The sequence below is a fragment of the Thalassospira australica genome (assembly GCF_044790785.1).
GTDB classification, from domain to species: Bacteria; Pseudomonadota; Alphaproteobacteria; order Rhodospirillales; family Thalassospiraceae; genus Thalassospira; species Thalassospira australica_A.
This window is the reverse complement of sequence record NZ_CP085258.1, coordinates 3,572,574-3,589,298: the sequence shown is the minus strand read 5'-3', so window position 1 is coordinate 3,589,298 and position 16,725 is coordinate 3,572,574. Positions and strand designations below refer to the sequence as shown.

General features: G+C 55.2%; 19 protein-coding genes. 7 read left to right on the top strand and 12 right to left on the bottom strand.

Features of this window, described 5'->3' with window-relative positions; all coding sequences use genetic code 11:
• The first annotated feature begins 10 nt into the window (after positions 1–10).
• The 5 genes from LG297_RS16780 to LG297_RS16760 all read left to right on the top strand — a co-directional run bounded on the left by LG297_RS16780 (position 11) and on the right by LG297_RS16760 (position 4,541).
• A complete protein-coding gene (locus tag LG297_RS16780) occupies positions 11–943 on the top strand; it encodes a ribose-phosphate pyrophosphokinase (protein ID WP_404422257.1) in 933 nt (310 codons plus the stop codon).
• A gap of 122 nt (positions 944–1,065) precedes the next feature.
• Entirely contained in the window at positions 1,066–1,686 is a 621-nt protein-coding gene (locus LG297_RS16775; protein WP_062948031.1) for a 50S ribosomal protein L25/general stress protein Ctc, read from the top strand.
• Positions 1,687–1,700: 14 nt separating this feature from the next.
• Entirely contained in the window at positions 1,701–2,471 is a 771-nt protein-coding gene (gene pth, locus LG297_RS16770; RefSeq protein WP_404422255.1) for an aminoacyl-tRNA hydrolase, read from the top strand.
• A 64-nt stretch (positions 2,472–2,535) separates the two neighbouring features.
• On the top strand, positions 2,536–3,639 hold the full coding sequence (gene ychF, locus LG297_RS16765; RefSeq protein WP_404422253.1) for a redox-regulated ATPase YchF: 1,104 nt from the start codon (positions 2,536–2,538) through the stop codon (positions 3,637–3,639).
• Between the two features lie 155 nt (positions 3,640–3,794).
• Positions 3,795–4,541: a GMP synthase gene (locus LG297_RS16760; RefSeq protein WP_404422251.1), complete on the top strand. Its 747-nt coding sequence runs from the start codon at positions 3,795–3,797 to the stop codon at positions 4,539–4,541.
• Positions 4,542–4,553: 12 nt separating this feature from the next.
• Here LG297_RS16760 and LG297_RS16755 read toward each other — a convergent pair whose 3' ends face one another.
• The 10 genes from LG297_RS16755 to LG297_RS16710 all read right to left on the bottom strand — a co-directional run bounded on the left by LG297_RS16755 (position 4,554) and on the right by LG297_RS16710 (position 13,021).
• Positions 4,554–5,072, bottom strand: a complete 519-nt coding sequence (locus LG297_RS16755; protein WP_404422249.1) for a DUF2478 domain-containing protein — start codon at positions 5,070–5,072, stop codon at positions 4,554–4,556.
• Positions 5,073–5,196: 124 nt separating this feature from the next.
• Positions 5,197–5,787 (bottom strand): cytochrome c3 family protein, encoded by a 591-nt coding sequence (locus LG297_RS16750; protein WP_404422247.1) that lies wholly within the window; start codon positions 5,785–5,787, stop codon positions 5,197–5,199.
• Positions 5,788–5,798: 11 nt separating this feature from the next.
• On the bottom strand, positions 5,799–6,263 hold the full coding sequence (locus LG297_RS16745; protein WP_404422245.1) for a nitrate reductase cytochrome c-type subunit: 465 nt from the start codon (positions 6,261–6,263) through the stop codon (positions 5,799–5,801).
• Positions 6,264–6,274: 11 nt separating this feature from the next.
• Positions 6,275–8,779 (bottom strand): periplasmic nitrate reductase subunit alpha, encoded by a 2,505-nt coding sequence (napA, locus tag LG297_RS16740; RefSeq protein ID WP_404422243.1) that lies wholly within the window; start codon positions 8,777–8,779, stop codon positions 6,275–6,277.
• Positions 8,780–8,821: 42 nt separating this feature from the next.
• Positions 8,822–9,073: a chaperone NapD gene (locus LG297_RS16735; RefSeq protein WP_007090076.1), complete on the bottom strand. Its 252-nt coding sequence runs from the start codon at positions 9,071–9,073 to the stop codon at positions 8,822–8,824.
• Entirely contained in the window at positions 9,066–9,593 is a 528-nt protein-coding gene (gene napF / locus LG297_RS16730; protein WP_404422241.1) for a ferredoxin-type protein NapF, read from the bottom strand. The genes LG297_RS16735 and napF overlap by 8 nt, the downstream gene beginning before the upstream one ends.
• Positions 9,594–9,610: 17 nt before the next feature.
• A complete protein-coding gene (gene napE / locus LG297_RS16725) occupies positions 9,611–9,784 on the bottom strand; it encodes a periplasmic nitrate reductase, NapE protein (RefSeq protein WP_007090074.1) in 174 nt (57 codons plus the stop codon).
• 222 nt (positions 9,785–10,006) lie between these two features.
• Positions 10,007–11,047, bottom strand: a complete 1,041-nt coding sequence (locus LG297_RS16720; protein WP_404422238.1) for a zinc-dependent alcohol dehydrogenase family protein — start codon at positions 11,045–11,047, stop codon at positions 10,007–10,009.
• Positions 11,048–11,079: 32 nt separating this feature from the next.
• A complete protein-coding gene (locus LG297_RS16715; RefSeq protein WP_404422236.1) occupies positions 11,080–12,042 on the bottom strand; it encodes a rhomboid family intramembrane serine protease in 963 nt (320 codons plus the stop codon).
• A 55-nt stretch (positions 12,043–12,097) separates the two neighbouring features.
• A complete protein-coding gene (locus LG297_RS16710) occupies positions 12,098–13,021 on the bottom strand; it encodes a LysR substrate-binding domain-containing protein (protein ID WP_404422234.1) in 924 nt (307 codons plus the stop codon).
• A gap of 166 nt (positions 13,022–13,187) precedes the next feature.
• Between LG297_RS16710 and LG297_RS16705 the strand changes: the two genes are divergently transcribed.
• Both LG297_RS16705 and LG297_RS16700 read left to right on the top strand, forming a co-directional pair.
• Positions 13,188–13,715 (top strand): peroxiredoxin, encoded by a 528-nt coding sequence (locus LG297_RS16705; RefSeq protein WP_404422232.1) that lies wholly within the window; start codon positions 13,188–13,190, stop codon positions 13,713–13,715.
• A gap of 158 nt (positions 13,716–13,873) precedes the next feature.
• On the top strand, positions 13,874–14,410 hold the full coding sequence (locus LG297_RS16700; protein ID WP_404422230.1) for a carboxymuconolactone decarboxylase family protein: 537 nt from the start codon (positions 13,874–13,876) through the stop codon (positions 14,408–14,410).
• A 74-nt stretch (positions 14,411–14,484) separates the two neighbouring features.
• Here LG297_RS16700 and LG297_RS16695 read toward each other — a convergent pair whose 3' ends face one another.
• Positions 14,485–15,291 carry an alpha/beta fold hydrolase gene (locus LG297_RS16695; RefSeq protein WP_097052010.1) on the bottom strand — a complete coding sequence of 269 codons (807 nt, stop codon included), beginning with the start codon at positions 15,289–15,291 and terminating at the stop codon, positions 14,485–14,487.
• Between the two features lie 116 nt (positions 15,292–15,407).
• A complete protein-coding gene (locus LG297_RS16690; protein ID WP_085645840.1) occupies positions 15,408–16,610 on the bottom strand; it encodes an aspartate transaminase in 1,203 nt (400 codons plus the stop codon).
• Between the last annotated feature and the right edge of the window lie 115 nt (positions 16,611–16,725).

Sequence of the window (16,725 nt, the reverse complement as noted above, 5' to 3'; positions counted from 1 at the left end):
AGGCCCCGCCATGAAGATCCTCGCTTGTAACAGCAACCGCCCGCTGTCTGAGGCCATTGCTGATCACTTGAGCCTGCCGCTTACCCGTGCAGATCTCAAGCGATTCTCCGATCAGGAAATCTGGTGTGAAATACAGGAAAACGTCCGCGGTGAGGACGTTTTTGTCATTCAGAGCACCTCTTTCCCTGCAAACGACCATCTTATGGAACTTCTGGTGGTTCTTGATGCGCTTCGCCGTGGTTCGGCCCGCCGCATTACTGCCGTTCTTCCGTATTTCGGATATGCGCGTCAGGATCGTAAATCGGGTCCCCGTACCCCGATTTCGGCCAAGCTGGTCGCTAACCTGATCACGGTTGCCGGTGCAGACCGCGTTCTGACCATGGATCTCCATGCCGGTCAGATTCAGGGCTTCTTCGATATTCCGCTTGATAACCTGTTTGCGTCCCCGGTTCTGACCAGCGACATCCGCAACAAGTTCGAAGGCCAGAAACTGGTGATCGTCAGCCCGGATGTCGGTGGTGTGGCACGTGCGCGTTCCGTTGCAAAGCGTCTGGATGCCGAACTTGCCATCATCGACAAACGCCGCCCGCAGGCCGGTGTGTCCGAAGTCATGCATGTTATCGGTGACGTCAAGGATGCGGCCTGCATTCTGGTCGACGATATCGTTGATTCGGCAGGCACCCTTTGCAATGCGGCGACGGCTCTTAAGGAGCGCGGTGCAGCATCGGTTGCGGCTTATGTTTCGCATGGCGTTCTTTCGGGACCTGCTGTTGACCGTATCGCCAATTCGCCGATGACCGAGGTGGTGACCACAGACTCGATCAAGGCATCCGAGGCAGTTCGGGGATGCTCGAAAATTCGTCAGCTTCCGATTGCGCCGCTGATGGCCGAAGCCATTCGTCGAATTTCGGAAGAAAAATCTGTTTCCGTTCTTTTCGATTGAGGGTATAAGGCGCTGCTGCGCTGGCACCCCTGGAGGCCAGCGCGTTTGCATTCGTGGGTTTCAACTGGTGATTCGCACCAGCCTGCGTTGGCAATTTACTTTTAGTTCAAGGAAAGTTTCCGATGGCAAACACTGTTATCACTGCGGAAATCCGTGAACGGGCCGGAAAGGGGGCCGCCCGTGCCGTGCGTCGTGCCGGTATGGTCCCTGGTGTCATTTACGGAGCAAAACAGGAACCTGTTCTGTTCCAGATTGACCCGCGTCCGCTCAACAAGCTTCTGCATAAGCAAGGTTTCTTCTCGCACATCCTCGATGTGAAGATTGGCAAAGAAACCTATGAAGTCCTGCCACGCGACGTACAGTTCGACAAAGTGACGGATGCGCCGATCCATGTCGACTTCCTGCGTTTCGCAAAAGGTCAGACCATGACCGTTGAAGTCCCGGTTCGCTTCGTTAACGAAGAGAAATCCCCGGGGCTGAAAAAAGGCGGCGTTCTGAACATCGTTCGTCACGATGTCGAAGTCGAATGCGCACCGAGTGCCATTCCCGAAGAACTCGTCTTCGATCTGACTGGTGTCGAAGTTGGCGACTCGATTCACATTTCGGCAATCAAACTGCCGAAAGGTGTCGAACTCACCATTACCGACCGTGACTTCACGGTTGCGACTGTTGCTGCTCCGTCTGCGCTGAAATCGGAAGAAAATGCCGAAAGCGACGACGAAGAAGAAGCGACCGAAGAATAAGATCGAGGTCTACGATGTTACTGGTGATTGGATTGGGGAACCCGGGTTCGGGATATGCCGCCAATCGCCACAATATCGGCTTTATGGCGGCGGACGAACTCGTCCGCCGCCATTCTTTTGGCCCCTGGCGCAAGAAATTTCAGGGGCAATTGTCCGAAGGTGAAGTGAACGGTCAAAAGGTTCTGGTGTTGAAGCCGGAAACTTTCATGAACCTTTCGGGGCAAAGTGTCGGCGAAGTCCTGCGTTTTTACAAAATTCCGATCGAAGACGTTATTGTCCTGCATGACGAGCTGGATCTTCCACCGGGCAAGCTGCGCGTCAAACGCGGCGGCGGCCATGGCGGGCATAACGGATTGCGGTCCATCGACGCCCATTGCGGCAAGGAATATCGTCGTGTGCGGCTTGGCATTGGCCATCCGGGGGAAAAGGAACGTGTTCACGGGCATGTTCTGGGCGATTTTTCCAAGGCCGAACAGAACGGCTGGCTTATGGCGCTGCTGGATGGCATCGCGCTTGAATTCCCGCGTCTCGTCAAAGGAGACGACGGCGGCTTTATGAGCAAGGTTTCGCACATTGTCTCGCCGCCGAAACCCAAGGCCGAGAAAAAGCCTAAACCGGCTGCGGCGGGTGAAAAATCGGCCGACGCTGTGAAAGGCGACGGCAAGATAGAAGATAAAGGTGCGTCTGATGCGTCGGAGGTCGAAGGCAAGCCCGACACCCCGATCAGCAACGCCGCAACCGCCATGGCGCAGGCACTGGCCCGCGCCTTTAACAAAAAGAAATAGCATCGGGATCGGGGCCTTCCCCATCCTGTTTCAGACACATTCGAAGTGACGGAGCCCGGAAAAGATGGGATTCAAATGCGGTATTGTCGGTCTGCCCAATGTTGGTAAATCGACCCTGTTTAACGCCCTGACACAGACGGCCGCGGCCGAGGCAGCGAACTTCCCGTTCTGTACCATCGAGCCGAACACCGGTCGGGTCAGCGTTCCTGATGAACGCCTTGACAAGATTGCCGCCATCGGCAAGTCGGCGACCATCATCCCGACCCAGCTGGAATTCGTTGATATCGCCGGTCTGGTACGCGGTGCATCCAAGGGCGAGGGGCTTGGCAACCAGTTTCTGGCCAATATCCGTGAAACCGATGCCATCGTGCATGTTCTGCGGTGTTTCGAAGATGGCGACATCACCCATGTCGAAGGTTCGGTTGATCCGGTTCGCGATGCGGAAACCATCGAAACCGAATTGATGCTGGCCGATATGGACAGCCTTGAAAAGCGTGTTAGCGGTCTTCAGAAACGTGCGAAGGGCGGCGATAAAGATGCCAAGCTGTCGCTGGAACTGATCGAGCGGACGCTTGAAGCCCTCCGCGAAGGCAAACCGGCACGCGTTGTTGAAATCAACAATGAAGACGAAGCCAAGGCCTTTCGCATGTTGCAGCTTCTGACCAGCAAACCGGTTCTTTATGCGTGTAACGTGGATGAGGACAGTGCAGCCGATGGCAATGCGCTTTCGGCCAAGGTTGCCGAAATGGCGGCTTCACAGGGTGCGCGGTCGGTTGTGATTTCGGCAGCTATTGAGTCCGAAGTTGCCCTGCTGGACAGTGCCGAAGATAAGAAAGAATTCCTTGAAGGTCTTGGGCTAGAAGAAACCGGTCTGGCACGTGTTATTCGCGAAGGCTACAAGCTACTGAACCTTTTGACCTTCTTCACTGTTGGTCCGAAAGAAGCGCGCGCATGGACAGTTTATTCCGGCGCAACCGCACCGAATGCCGCCGGTGTCATCCATACCGATTTTGAACGCGGTTTCATCAAGGCCGAAACCATCGCCTATGACGATTTCATTGCTTTCAACGGTGAGACTGGCGCGCGCGATAACGGCAAGCTGCGTCAGGAAGGCAAGACCTACATCGTCAAGGACGGTGATATTTTCCACTTTAAATTCAACGTATAAACCGCTTTCCGGAATTATATGAAGATTGGGCAATGCCCTGGGGCCATCGCAGAAATGCGGTGGCCTTTTGTCATGCTGTTGAACTTTTGCGGCTTCGGGGCTTGTCAAAATGGTTCTAAACCGCCACATTTCGCGATTGCAGCAACGAGGTCGGCATGAATGAATTAAGTCCCGTGAAACGCGTTTTGATGGTGTTCAACTCTGCCACCGGTCAACCCGGTCGGGTAGGGACCGTTTTGCGCCGATACGGGTACGAATTCGATATTCGCCGTCCGGGTGAAGGCGACGCCTTGCCAAGTGATATGTCAGGCTACAATCTGGCGATTGTGTTTGGCGGTCCGATGAGTGCCAATGACGACCATGAGGCCAATGTCGCAAAAATCATGGAATGGCTACCCCATGTCGTGAACAGCAACGCGATGTATCTGGGCATTTGCCTTGGTGCGCAATTGATGGCGCGCCATTTGGGGGCCAAAGTCACCTCGCGTGCCGATGGTATGACTGAAATCGGTTATTATCCGGTCGAAGCGACGGAAGCCGGACGTGACCTTTTCCCCGCCGAAATGATGGTCTATCACTGGCACAGCGAAGGGTTCGAGCTTCCCGACGGGGCAGAATTGATGGCGCGTGGTTCGGTTTTCCCCAATCAGGCCTATCACATCGATCACCGTATCTGGGGCATTCAGTTCCATCCCGAGGTCGATGACGAAACCCATGAACGCTGGCTTGCGAAATCGGCGGAAAAGACAGAACGTCCGAATGGCCAGAACCCCGATCAGCAGCGTGCCGGACGCGCAAAATATGACGCGGCATTCGGGGCGTGGTTTGAAAGTTTTGCGACCCGTGTGCTGATTGATGACCGGGTTATCGTCGATGCCAACCTTGGGGCTTGCAGCGTTTAGGATGGATTGATATCAGGCGTCCTGTGTTTTGCGTTCCCGGACCTGTTCCTGCCACCAGGTGACAATCGCGGTCTCGTCAAAGGGCAGGGTTTGGGCATAACCGCCGTGGAAATCCTGCCAGGCGGAGTCATATTCATCGCGCACCCCGACCAGTACCGGAATTCCCAAATCCATTGCCTTTGAGATCACGTCGCGCAATCCGCGTCCTTCGGCTTCGCTGCGCCCGAACCGGCCGATGATCAGAATATCGGGGGCATGATCCAGATCGCCTTCAAGCTGTTCTGACAGGGTTGCCAGTGCATCGCCATCCAGCTTGCAGCCGCGCGCCATCGAACCGCGGTTTTTGGTAATCGGCATTTCATGACCGGTGCCAAGATTGCGGACATAAACGAGGGTTCCGCAATCACGGTCAGCAAGGCGTTTCTGCACATAGCCCGCTACACGTTGCCCCTTGCCGGTCACATGGGTTGCGATACAGTTTAACAGATCGTCGATACCTTCTTTGGGAAGAAAGGGGATACCAGCCAGCATGAATCTAGCCCCGGTTGCCATGTGGCAAAACGCCGGTGTCGCCAAGTGTCGTCAAAGTCATAGCCCGTCCTTTGCGCGGCTTTGGCGTGATCGCCACACGGATGCGATCACGCCGGATAATCGGTTACTGCCACTCGGGAACACCCGACATGTCAGGCAGATGATGCGCGATCCCTTTGTGACAGTCGATACATGTCTTTTCACCGGTGAACAAAAATTTCTCGTGCGCTTCGACGGCACGTGGACTTTGGCGGGTGATATCCATCGATTCAGCGGAATGGCAGTTGCGGCATTCCAGCGAATTGTTGGCTTTCAGCCGGGCCCATTCGTGCTGGGCCAGTTCAAGACGTTTTTCAACAAACTTGTCGCGCGTGCTGATGGTGCCGAAAATCTTGCCCCAGACTTCCTTGGAAGCCTGCATTTTACGGGCGATCTTGTCGGTCCATTCATGCGGGACGTGACAGTCCGGGCAGGTGGCGCGGACACCGGACCGGTTGGAATAATGGATCGTTGATTTAAGTTCGGCAAAAACGTTGTCCCGCATTTCATGACACGAGATGCAGAACTTTTCGGTGTTGGTGGCTTCAAGGGCGGTGTTGAAGCCGCCCCAGAAGATAATTCCGGCGACAAAGCCGCCCAGCGTCAGGAAGGCGAGGCTGAAATGCACGCTTGGTGCATTCAGAACTTTCCAATAGCGTTTCAGAAGATCAAGCATCGGCAATCTCCCTATTCCGCGATCCGCGTACTGTTGTTGGGCAGCAATGCATCAATATCGACAAAGCTGTTGCCGACCAGTGGCTCGACCTGACGTTGGGACACATGGCACTGCGTGCAGAAATAGCGCCGCGGGCTGACTGCGGCCAGAAACTGACCGTCCCGATCCATGAAATGCGTGATCGAAACCATCGGTGCGCCACTTTCGCCCGTGCGGGAACGTGCATGACATGACAGGCATTTATTGGCATTTTTATCGATCTGATATCCTTCGATATCGTGCGGAATGGTCGGCGGCTGTTCGGGATAATTGCGTGGGCGTTTCTGGTCCGTATCTTCAAAGTTGCTAATCCGCGGGGCAGGGCTTTCCTGATCGGGTGCGGTACTGCGCAGGGTGGTGATCGGTTCGGCGGCATATGCCACGCCAGCAATTGCAACGATTGCCAGCGCCATGAACCATTTCGGGGTCATTTTCATGGTTTCCTCCCTCACACCTTTTCCAGACGGACGGCGCATTTTTTGAAATCCGTCTGTTTGGACATCGGGTCGGTGGCATCCAGCGTGACCTTGTTGATCAACTGACTTGCATCGAACCACGGCACAAAGATCAGGCCACGCGGCGGTTTGTTACGGCCGCGTGTTTCAACGCGGGTGCGCATTTCACCCCGTCTTGAAATCACCCGGACCTCGTCACCACGGCGCATACCCATTTCGGTGGCATCGTCGGGATGGATAAAGCAAAGGGCATCCGGGAAGGCCCGGTAAAGTTCAGGCACGCGTTCGGTCATGGAACCCGAATGCCAGTGTTCCAGAACACGACCGGTACACAGCCAATAGGGATATTCTTCATCCGGGCTTTCGGCAGGCGGCTCATACGGCAGGGCAAAGATGCGTGCCTTGCCATCCTTGTGGCCGTAAAATTCGACCCCGGCCCCCGGCGTGACATAGGGATCGTACCCTTCACGGTAACGCCACAGGGTTTCCTTGCCGTCCACTACCGGCCAGCGCAGTCCGCGAACCTCGTGATATCTGTCGAACGGTGCAAGATCGTGACCATGGCCGCGGCCAAAGGTTGCGTATTCTTCGAACAGGCCTTTTTGGACGTAAAAACCGAAATGCTTGGCTTCGGCGTTGTTATAGTCCGGTGCGGTGTCCTCAAGCGGGAATTTGTTGACCTGCCCGTTCTGGAACAGCACGTCATACATGGTTTTGCCGCGCAGTTCCGGCGCCTTGGCCAGAAGGTCTTCGGGCCAGACATCCTCGATGGTGAAGCGTTTGGAAAATTCCATCAATTGCCAAAGATCGGATTTGGCATCGCCCGGTGCATCGACCAACTGGTGCCACATATGCGTTCGGCGTTCAGCATTGCCATAACAGCCTTCCTTTTCGACCCACATGGCGGTCGGAAGGATCAGATCGGCGGCCTCGCAGGTGACAGTCGGATAGACATCGGAAACCGTAATGAAGTTTTCCGGGTTGCGATAACCGGGCCAGCCTTCGTCGTTCATGTTGGCGGCGGCCTGCATGTTATTGTTGCACTGAACCCAATATGCATTGAGCTTGCCGTCCTTGAGCATACGGTTCTGAAGCACTGCATGGTAGCCGACCTTGTCGGGAATGGTGCCGTCGGGCAGTTTCCAGATTTCTTCGGCATGCTTGCGGTGTTCAGGATTGGTTACCACCAGATCGGCGGGCAGCCGGTGGGAGAATGTACCGACTTCACGTGCGGTGCCACAGGCAGACGGTTGCCCGGTCAGCGAGAAGGGTGAATTGCCCGGTTCGGCGATTTTTCCGGTCAGAAGGTGGATGTTGTAGCAAAGGTTGTTGGCCCAGACCCCGCGAGTATGCTGATTAAAGCCCATGGTCCAGAAAGACGTGACCTTGATCTTCGGATCGGCATAAAGTTCGGCCAGCGCTTCGAGGCGTTCCTTGGGAACGCCGGTCATTTCGTGGACCTTATCAAGGGTATATTCCGAAACAAACTCGGCGAACTCGTCAAAACTCATGTCGGTCGAGCCACCGGCATCCGATGCATTCTGGGCCGATTGTTCTCGCGGATCTTCGGGGCGCAGGCCATACCCGATATCGGTGTTGCCGCGCCGGAAGATCGTGTGTTTGTTCACAAAGTCGGTATTAACCCGGTCGGTCCGGATGATATGATTGGCGATATAGTTCAGGATCGCCAGGTCGGTCTGCGGCTTAAATACCATCGGGATATCGGCAAGGTCAAAGCAGCGATGTTCATATGTTGAAAGAACCGCGACCTTGACATGCGGGGCCGACAGGCGACGATCAGTGACACGCGTCCAAAGGATCGGGTGCATTTCCGCCATGTTCGATCCCCAAAGCACAAAGGCGTCGGCGGCTTCCATGTCGTCATAGCACCCCATCGGTTCGTCCATGCCAAATGTGCGCATGAAACCGACAACGGCGGACGCCATGCAATGACGTGCATTGGGGTCTAGGTTGTTGGATCGGAAACCGGCCTTCATCAGTTTGGAGGCGGCATATCCTTCCCAGACCGTCCATTGGCCGGACCCGAACATGCCAACAGAAGTCGGACCTTTTGCCTTGAGTGCGGCTTTCCATTTTTCGGCCATCACGTCAAAGGCCTCGTCCCACGAGACGGGCGTAAAATCGCCATTCTTGTCATAGACACCGTTCTTTTTACGCAGTAACGGCTGTGTCAGGCGGTCCTGGCCATACATGATCTTTGACAGGAAGTAGCCTTTGACGCAGTTCAGGCCACGGTTAACCGGGGACAGGACATCGCCATGGGTGGCAACCACATGGTTGTCCTTGGTCGCGACCATGACCGAACAGCCGGTGCCGCAGAACCGGCAGGGGGCCTTTGACCATTTGAGTTGGGTGTGTTCCGAATCAGTCACCAGATTTTGTGCCGCAGCAGGCAAACTGATGCCAGCAGCCGCGGCGGCAACGGCGGCGGCTTTTGCTTTCAGGGCATCGCGACGGGATATCTTTGCCTTGAACATTGTTAATTTCCTCGAGCCAAAGGTCAGACGGATTATTGGTTGTTATTGGGCGTTTTCATTGTGATGGAAGACCAGGTTAACCCCCAGAACACCGGGGATGTCGCCGATCTCTTTCATGCCGTCTGCGAGCTGTCGGTCGCTTGCGGCTTCCATCACGACAACGATTTTTCCGGACGGGTCATCGGCACTGATTTCAGTGTCGGGCATGTTCAGAAGGGCTGCCTTGATTGCTGTCATATTTTCAGGGCGCGACTGAATGATCATGCTGGAGATCACGCCGACTTTGTCATCCATGGGCTATCTCCGTGGAGGGTTTGATTGAAATGGCATCAACCGGGCATGCGCTAAAACAGGCACCACAGCCGGTACAAAGATCGTCGTCGATCAATACGCGGGCGCGACCGCCCAATTGCGGAATGATGCGGATCGCGCTTTCCGGGCAGACATCACCGCAGGAACGGCAATAGACACCGTTTTCGGCAAAGCATTTGCTGCTGACAGAAACGTCAAGATGCCAAGGGGCGGGAGCCGAACGATCAAAAACCGGTTCGTTACAGGCATCCGCACAGGCGTCACAGAAGGTGCATTCGCCTTTTGCGAAGTCGATTTCCGGGTGTCCGTTCGGACCGGCTTTGATGATGTTTTCCGGGCATGCGAGAATGCAGTCACCACACGCGGTGCAGTGATCTTCGAACCCCCATGACCAAGGAGGCCGGATGATATTTGGCGTGTGCTTTTCCCCTGTGTCCGCGGGTAAACCGCGCAGACCGGAAAAGAAAGCACGCCTACTGGTAAGTTTCGGTGCAGATGACATGACGACGTTCCCCGATATTACATCGGTGGTCCAGGAGGCCCGGCAAACATCTGATAAATCCAGATTGAAAATCCAAGCCCGCCCACCAGCGCAACCGCCAGTACCGGGGCCAGGACAACAGCCAGCAAAACGAAGCAGCGCAATTCAGTTTTGCGCCGTGTGCCGGAATCCATCGTTTGAATATCTGTCATCGGTTCCCTCTCTTTTCAGGCTGGAAACCGTTTCTTTCGCACTTTGTATCCCCTGCGAAAGCCGGTGTTCTCTTGTGAATTATTTTGAGTACCCACAAGCAACGTAGGGGCTATGCACAGGACATTCAACCATGAATGATTTAAAGCTTGGAATTTTTAAATTATAAGCGTTCTAAAGAAGGCGGGGAGGGTGCGGGATGCTTGGCATATTAATTGTTGGTGTTAGAAGCGGTCGATCACAGTAACGCCGGTGCTGGCGAAATTATCCATATTCATCAAGGCCGTTGCTCCCTCGGCCAGGGTGACTCGATCCCTGATCAGTTTTTGTGGCGCGAGTTTGCCGGTCATGATCATGTCGATCATCGCGTCATAGCGAAATGCCTGCATGCCGTGGCTACCAAGGATTTCAAGTTCGTGGGCAACCACGCGGTCCATCGGAACGCGAGCATGGGCATGGTCGCCGGTCATAAGGCCGATCTGGATGTGCTTGCCACGTTTGCGCAAACATGACACCGAATTGAAACTGGTGATCGCACTGCCAAGGGCATCGACGGATACATGCGCCCCGCCGCCTGACAGGTCCTTGATCGCGGACGGAATGTCATCACAGGTTTTGGCGTTAAAGATATCGATCGCGCCCAGTTCACGGGCAAGGTCAAGCTTGGCATCGTCGATATCAACGGCGATTACGCGCGCCCCGGCGGCTGTGGCAATCATGATGGCCGAAAGTCCGACACCACCGCAGCCATGAACGGCAACGATTTGACCGGCACTGACTTTGCCCTGATCAATCACGCCGCGGAAACTGGTGGCGAAACGGCAACCAAGGCTGGCGGCGGTGGCGAAATCCATTTCATCGGGCAGGTGCACCAGATTGGTATCGGCATAGTCAATCGCGACATATTCGGCAAAGCTTCCCCAATGGGTAAAGCCCGGCTGGAACTGATGATCACAAACCTGATGATTGCCGCTGTGGCATTCCGGGCAATGGCCGCAGCCCGAAACGAACGGGACCGTGACCCGGTCGCCGACTTTCCAGCGTTTGATATCCTTGCCAACCGCTTCGATGGTGCCAGCAAATTCATGGCCGGGAACGTGGGGAAGTTTCACATCGGAATCATGGCCCATCCAGCCGTGCCAGTCGCTGCGGCATAAGCCGGTTGCCATAACCTTGATCACGACACCACCCTTTTCAGGTGTCGGGTCTTCAACATTCTGAATTTCGACAGGGCCCTGATATTCGGTGAAAAAGGCAGCGCGCATGGTTATTCCCCGGTCCGGTTTGTGATCTGGGCCTAAGTATCGTCGGTATCGTTCCTGCGATGCAAGCGCGTAACTTTCGGTACGCCAACCCCGGGTTTGGGCTGTGGCTTCGGCGGCTGATACCGGCCCCATGGGGATTTGTCGGCATTGGTTTCGCCTGCGCGACCCCATGGTCCGCGACCGGCCCGTTTCATCTGTTCACGGCGTGCTGCACGTTCGGCCTCGTAGGCCGCAGCCCAAGGCGGCGGGGCAGTGTTGGTCGCACTGCCCTTGCGTCCTGGCCGGTAAACGCCGAAAACCGGGACCTGTTTCGGGCCGCCCTGCCAAAGGGGGATATGGCGATATTTGAAAAACGGGATCAGGGCCAGACCGGCAAAGAAACCGGCAATATGGGCAAGAATCGCGACACCCTGCTCGGCACCGCTCGACAGATTGACAAACTGCATCCCGATCCAGAGGCCAAGCACGGCAACCGCCGGGATATAAAAGATAAAGACCCAGAAGAACCAGACCAGAACCCGTGCCTTAGGAAACAGCAGGAAATAGGCCCCCAAAACCCCGGCCAGCGCGCCGGATGCGCCGATCATCGGGATTTGCGATGTTGTATCAAGCAGACCATGGCCAAGTGCGGCGGCTATACCGCACACAAGATAAAACACCAGAAACCGGAAATGCCCCATAGCGTCTTCGACATTGTTGCCGAATACCCACAGATACAGCATGTTGCCGCCGAGATGCATCCAGCCGCCATGCATGAACATGGCGCTAAAGATTGACAGGAATTCAAAACCGGGTGGAAAAACGGCAAGCTGCGGGGGCAATTGCGCATGCCCGAACAGGACCGCCGGGATGGCACCATATTGCAGATTGACCTGAAACTGGCTTTGCGGTGCAAGGGACACGGTCAGGAGAAACACGACAACATTTATGGCAATCAGGCCATATGTCACCCAAGGGGTGATGGTTGTCGGGTTGTTATCCTTGATTGGCAGCATCGGCTATCGTCCGGTCCCGTGGCTTTATCCAGAAAGGCGGGGCGTTACAGCACAATCAGGCGACATGCGATCGTTCGCAGGTTTCAAGTGTATTGCGCAAATATGTTCCCAACTGGCGGAATTCCTTTTTACGTGCGGAACTGCGCCGCCAGACCAGTCCGATACGCCGAACGGGGACCGGGTTCTGGAACGGCAGGATGGTGAGCGAGTCGGGGCGGCGTGCCTCGACCTCAAGCGACATTTCCGGAAGCAGGGTGGCACCGATACCCGCAACGACCATCTGAACCAGTGTTGACAGGCTGTTGGCCTGAAAATCGGCCGATTTGCTCCAGCCGGCTTTCTGACAGACTTCGAGAGCCTGATCGCGCAGGCAATGACCGTCTTCAAGCAGCAACAGCTTTTCATCCTTGATATCGGCGATATCAATTTTCTTTTTGCGGGTCAGCGGATTGTCGGGGCTGCACGCAAAAACAAACCTGTCTTCGAACAGGTCCATTTCTTCGAGCCAGTTTTCCTCGATCGGCAGGGCGATCAGGGCGATGTCTAGTTTCCCGGCAGCCAGCAATTCGACAAGCTTTGTCGTCTGGTCTTCGCGCAGGAAGGGCTGCAGTTTTGGAAAACCGGTTTTAAGGCGGTGCATGACATCGGGCAGAAGATAGGGGCCGATTGTCGGGATTACACCGAAATTGATTGGACCCGAAAGGGGCTCGGTCGCGGATTGCGCCATCATGGTCAGCTCATCAACTTCGTGCAGGATATTTCGCGCCCGCGAAACAACCTCGCGGCCAAGCGGTGTGATCAGGACCTGACGCTTGTTGCGTTCCACCAGCTGGGCACCCAGCAGGTTTTCAAGCTCGCTGATGGCTGCTGAAAGGCTTGGCTGTGTGATGAAGCATGCCTCGGCAGCACGGCCAAAATGCCCGGTTTCCGACAATGCGACCAGATATTTGAGCTGCTTGATGCTGGGTTGGGCAGCCATAAATTTTTCCTATCGAACATCGAGATTAATTCTATTGGTCTTAGTTAGTTCATTTGACTACAAATCGCCAGCAGGGAGTGCATTATTGCACTTGCGAACAAAATTTATACGGCCTGTCGGGGGCCGTCAAAGGGACAGTTTTTAACCAAGGTTAGGAGTAACCATAATGCTTACAGTTGGCGATACGCTTCCTGAATTCAATCTTACCGGCGTTTCGGGCAAAACCCCGGACAGCTTCGCACCGGTTACCGACAAGTCCTATGAAGGCAAATGGAAGATTCTGTTCTTCTGGCCGAAAGACTTCACCTTTGTCTGCCCGACCGAAATCGTCGGTTATGGCGAACTGAATGGTGACTTCGAAGACCGCGACGCGGTTCTGCTCGGTTGCTCGACCGATACCGATTTCGTCCACGCTGCATGGCGTACCCACCACGAAGATCTGGGCGACAGCCCATTCGTGTGGCTGGCTGACGAGAAAAAAGAACTGTCGAACGCGCTTGGTGTTCTGGCGAAAGGCGAAGGCGTTGCTTTGCGCGCGACCTTCATCATCGATCCGGACAACATCATCCGTCACGTTCAGGTCAACGACCTTTCGGTTGGTCGTAACCCGCAGGAAGCTCTGCGTATTCTTGACGCACTGCAGACCGACGAGCTTTGCCCGTGCAACTGGAACCAGGGTGAAGCAACCCTTTAAGGTTTTCCAGACCGATTTGGATCCGGGCTTTGGCCCGGGTCCGCTCCCAGTCCATCGGTGAAATTAATCCAGGCACCCGCAACGCTTGCGGTGTGCGTGATGGCTGCGGGCATTTTTCAGTTTTGAATCTCATTCTTCAGTCAAAAGGGGATGCTTCAATGTCTTCCATTTCCGAAATCAAAGACGTCATGCCGGACTATGCCAAGGATCTGAAGCTGAACCTTAGCAGCCTTGCCAACAATCCGGGCATGACCGATCAGCAGGTTTACGGCACCGCGCTTGCGTGCGCCTATGCATCGCGCAACGCAAAGCTTTTGAAAGCCGTTGCCGCCGAAGCCAAAACCAAGCTGAGCGACGAAGCGTTTCAGGCAGCCAAGGGTGCGGCGGCGATCATGGGTATGAACAATATCTATTATCGTTTTACGCACCTTGTGTCCGAACCCGAATATGCCACCATGCCCGCACGCCTGCGCATGAACATCATCGGCAAGCCGGGCATTGATAAGGCCGATTTCGAGCTGTTCTCGCTTGCGGTTTCCGCGATCAACGGCTGCGGCATGTGCATCGACAGCCACGAGAAAGTTTTGAAAACCGCCGGGATCAAAAAAGAAACCGTTCAGAATGCGGTGCGTATTGCATCCATCATTCATGCAGTTGCGGTTGTTCTCGATGCCGAGGATGCGCTGGCGGAATAAGCCAGACGCACCGTCGTCAGACCATTATTGGAAGAGCCCCGCTTGCGAACCGCAGCGGGGCTTTTTCCGTTTGATCAGGCAACGACCGGTTTGATCTGACGAAGCAGCTTTTGACTGGCTTCGATGATCTGATCGGGCTGATCGAAATGCGGGATATGGCCGCAGTCGGCAAGGATCATTTTGGTCGCAGTGCCGCTGACCCTGTCGCAGATGATATGAACCTGTTCGTCGCTGCCGAACTGGTCGTCATTTCCCTGAATGACCAGAATTGGGCAGGTGATGCTGGGCAGTTCGTCAATCATCTGCCAGTCGCGAAATGCCGGTTGGCGCCAAGTATCGACCCAGGCACGAAACACCGCATCGGTCTGGAAGAAATGATGCCGTTCGAGTTTCGATTTCCAGTCGGTTTTGGCATAGATTGATGCCGCTTCGTTGATCCCGGCAATCGTGATGTCTTCGACGAAAACATGTGCGGCTTCGCTGATGACCGCGCGGACATTGTTCGGGAACCGGGCGGCATATTTAAGCGCGATGGTGGCCCCGTCGCTGTGGCCAAACAGGATTGGTCGATCAAGGCCAAGTTCGCCGATCAGGCCATGCAGATAGATATCGGTTTCGGTGTTGTGGAAATTGACGGGACGGGGGATATCGTCCGGACCGTGCGGATCGGATTTTCCGTGACCGCGCCGTTCATAGACAACCACCGGATGGCCGGTTGCGGTGGCGAGCTTTGCCGGGAAATCGCGCCACATGCGGATGGTCCCGAGTGCCTCGTGCAGGAACATGATCGTTGGGGCATCCGGCCTGACATTGGTCGGGATGATCCGCTGACAGGACAGGCTGATGCCGTCCACAGTGACGTAGAAATTCTCGTTTTGCATGGTGCGTCCGATTTATCGGTAATTCAGTGCGTAAATGTTGAATTGGATAATGGACAAAAAAACAGGGCCCGGCAAGTGCCGGACCCCGTCGAAAGTTCCGTGACCGGAAAACCAGCTTATTTCAGTGCCGCACAGGCACGTTTGATACGTGCGCATGCTTCGGTCAGTGCCTCGGTCGAGGTAGCATAGGAAATGCGGAAATATGGTGCCAAGCCGAATGCTGACCCCTGAACCGCCGCAACGCCTTCGGACTCAAGAAGGTAGGTCACGAAATCGGTATCGGTTTCGATCACTTTGCCATCCGGGGTTTTCTTGCCGATCGTGCCGGCGCAGGACGGATAGACGTAAAACGCGCCTTCCGGCTTTTTGCAGGTCAGACCTTCGCATTCGTTCATGGCCTTGACGACCAGATCGCGACGTTCCTTGAACACTTCGGCGCGTTCTTTCAGGAAGTCCTGCGGGCCGTTAAGGGCTTCGACCGATGCGGCCTGGCTGATCGAGGAGGTATGCGTGCTGGATTGCGACTGAACCTTGTTGATCGCCTTGATCAGTTCAACCGGGCCTGCGGCATAGCCAAGACGCCAGCCGGTCATGGCATAGGATTTCGACACACCGTTACAGGTGAGCGTGCGCGACTTCAGTTTCGGTTCGACCTGTGCGATGGTGGTGAATTCGAAACCGTCATAGACGAGATGTTCATACATATCGTCGGACATGACCCAGACATTTTCATGTTTGAGCAGAACATCTGCAATCGCCCGCAGTTCGGCGCGCGAATAGGCAGCACCGGTCGGGTTCGACGGCGAGTTCAGAACAACCCACTTGGTTTTCGGCGTGATCGCGGCTTCGAGTTCGGCAGCCGTGATTTTGAAGTCGTTTTCTTCCTGACATTCGACAACAACCGGAACGCCTTCGGCCATCAGGGTCATGTCCGGATAGGACACCCAGTAAGGTGCGGGAATAATGACTTCATCACCCGGGTTCAGCGTAGCAAACAGCGCGTTGAAAAGCGTCTGTTTGCCGCCGCAACCGACGGTGATTTCGTCAATCGTGTATTCCAGGTCATTTTCACGTTTGAACTTCGCGACAATCGCCTTGCGCAGCTCCGGAGTACCGGCGACCGGAGTGTACTTGGTCTTGCCAGCATCAAGGGCTGCCTTGGCGGCGTCTTTGATGTTGTCGGGGGTATCGAAATCCGGCTCGCCTGCGCCAAGGCCGATCACATCAACGCCGGCAGCCTTGAGTTCGGCAGCCTTGGTGGTGACAGCAATGGTAGGAGAGGGTTTGATACGGCTCAAACGGTCGGCAATAAACGCCATTGGTCTGTTTCCCTGGAATGAAATGAAATAGAAAGAATCGCTTTCTTTCGGTTCGGACCCTACGCCCGTGTTTAACGCAATTCAAGGCAGTTTCGCGCCTTTTGCGGGTTCTTTG

Bases quoted from the DNA above. Each gene is read 5' to 3' on its own strand.
- LG297_RS16720 (WP_404422238.1), bottom strand. From the start codon at position 11,047: ATGCGCGCTGCCTTTTTCACCGAATATCAGGGCCCTGTCGAAATTCAG.
- pth (WP_404422255.1), top strand. From the start codon at position 1,701: ATGTTACTGGTGATTGGATTGGGGAACCCGGGTTCGGGATATGCCGCC.
- LG297_RS16755 (WP_404422249.1), bottom strand. From the start codon at position 5,072: ATGCTGGCTGGTATCCCCTTTCTTCCCAAAGAAGGTATCGACGATCTG.
- LG297_RS16705 (WP_404422232.1), top strand. From the start codon at position 13,188: ATGCTTACAGTTGGCGATACGCTTCCTGAATTCAATCTTACCGGCGTT.
- LG297_RS16735 (WP_007090076.1), bottom strand. From the start codon at position 9,073: ATGGATGACAAAGTCGGCGTGATCTCCAGCATGATCATTCAGTCGCGC.
- LG297_RS16700 (WP_404422230.1), top strand. From the start codon at position 13,874: ATGTCTTCCATTTCCGAAATCAAAGACGTCATGCCGGACTATGCCAAG.
- LG297_RS16745 (WP_404422245.1), bottom strand. From the start codon at position 6,263: ATGAAAATGACCCCGAAATGGTTCATGGCGCTGGCAATCGTTGCAATT.
- LG297_RS16690 (WP_085645840.1), bottom strand. From the start codon at position 16,610: ATGGCGTTTATTGCCGACCGTTTGAGCCGTATCAAACCCTCTCCTACC.
- LG297_RS16695 (WP_097052010.1), bottom strand. From the start codon at position 15,291: ATGCAAAACGAGAATTTCTACGTCACTGTGGACGGCATCAGCCTGTCC.
- LG297_RS16710 (WP_404422234.1), bottom strand. From the start codon at position 13,021: ATGGCTGCCCAACCCAGCATCAAGCAGCTCAAATATCTGGTCGCATTG.
- ychF (WP_404422253.1), top strand. From the start codon at position 2,536: ATGGGATTCAAATGCGGTATTGTCGGTCTGCCCAATGTTGGTAAATCG.
- LG297_RS16760 (WP_404422251.1), top strand. From the start codon at position 3,795: ATGAATGAATTAAGTCCCGTGAAACGCGTTTTGATGGTGTTCAACTCT.
- napF (WP_404422241.1), bottom strand. From the start codon at position 9,593: ATGTCATCTGCACCGAAACTTACCAGTAGGCGTGCTTTCTTTTCCGGT.
- napE (WP_007090074.1), bottom strand. From the start codon at position 9,784: ATGACAGATATTCAAACGATGGATTCCGGCACACGGCGCAAAACTGAA.
- LG297_RS16775 (WP_062948031.1), top strand. From the start codon at position 1,066: ATGGCAAACACTGTTATCACTGCGGAAATCCGTGAACGGGCCGGAAAG.
- LG297_RS16780 (WP_404422257.1), top strand. From the start codon at position 11: ATGAAGATCCTCGCTTGTAACAGCAACCGCCCGCTGTCTGAGGCCATT.
- LG297_RS16750 (WP_404422247.1), bottom strand. From the start codon at position 5,787: ATGCTTGATCTTCTGAAACGCTATTGGAAAGTTCTGAATGCACCAAGC.
- napA (WP_404422243.1), bottom strand. From the start codon at position 8,779: ATGTTCAAGGCAAAGATATCCCGTCGCGATGCCCTGAAAGCAAAAGCC.
- LG297_RS16715 (WP_404422236.1), bottom strand. From the start codon at position 12,042: ATGCTGCCAATCAAGGATAACAACCCGACAACCATCACCCCTTGGGTG.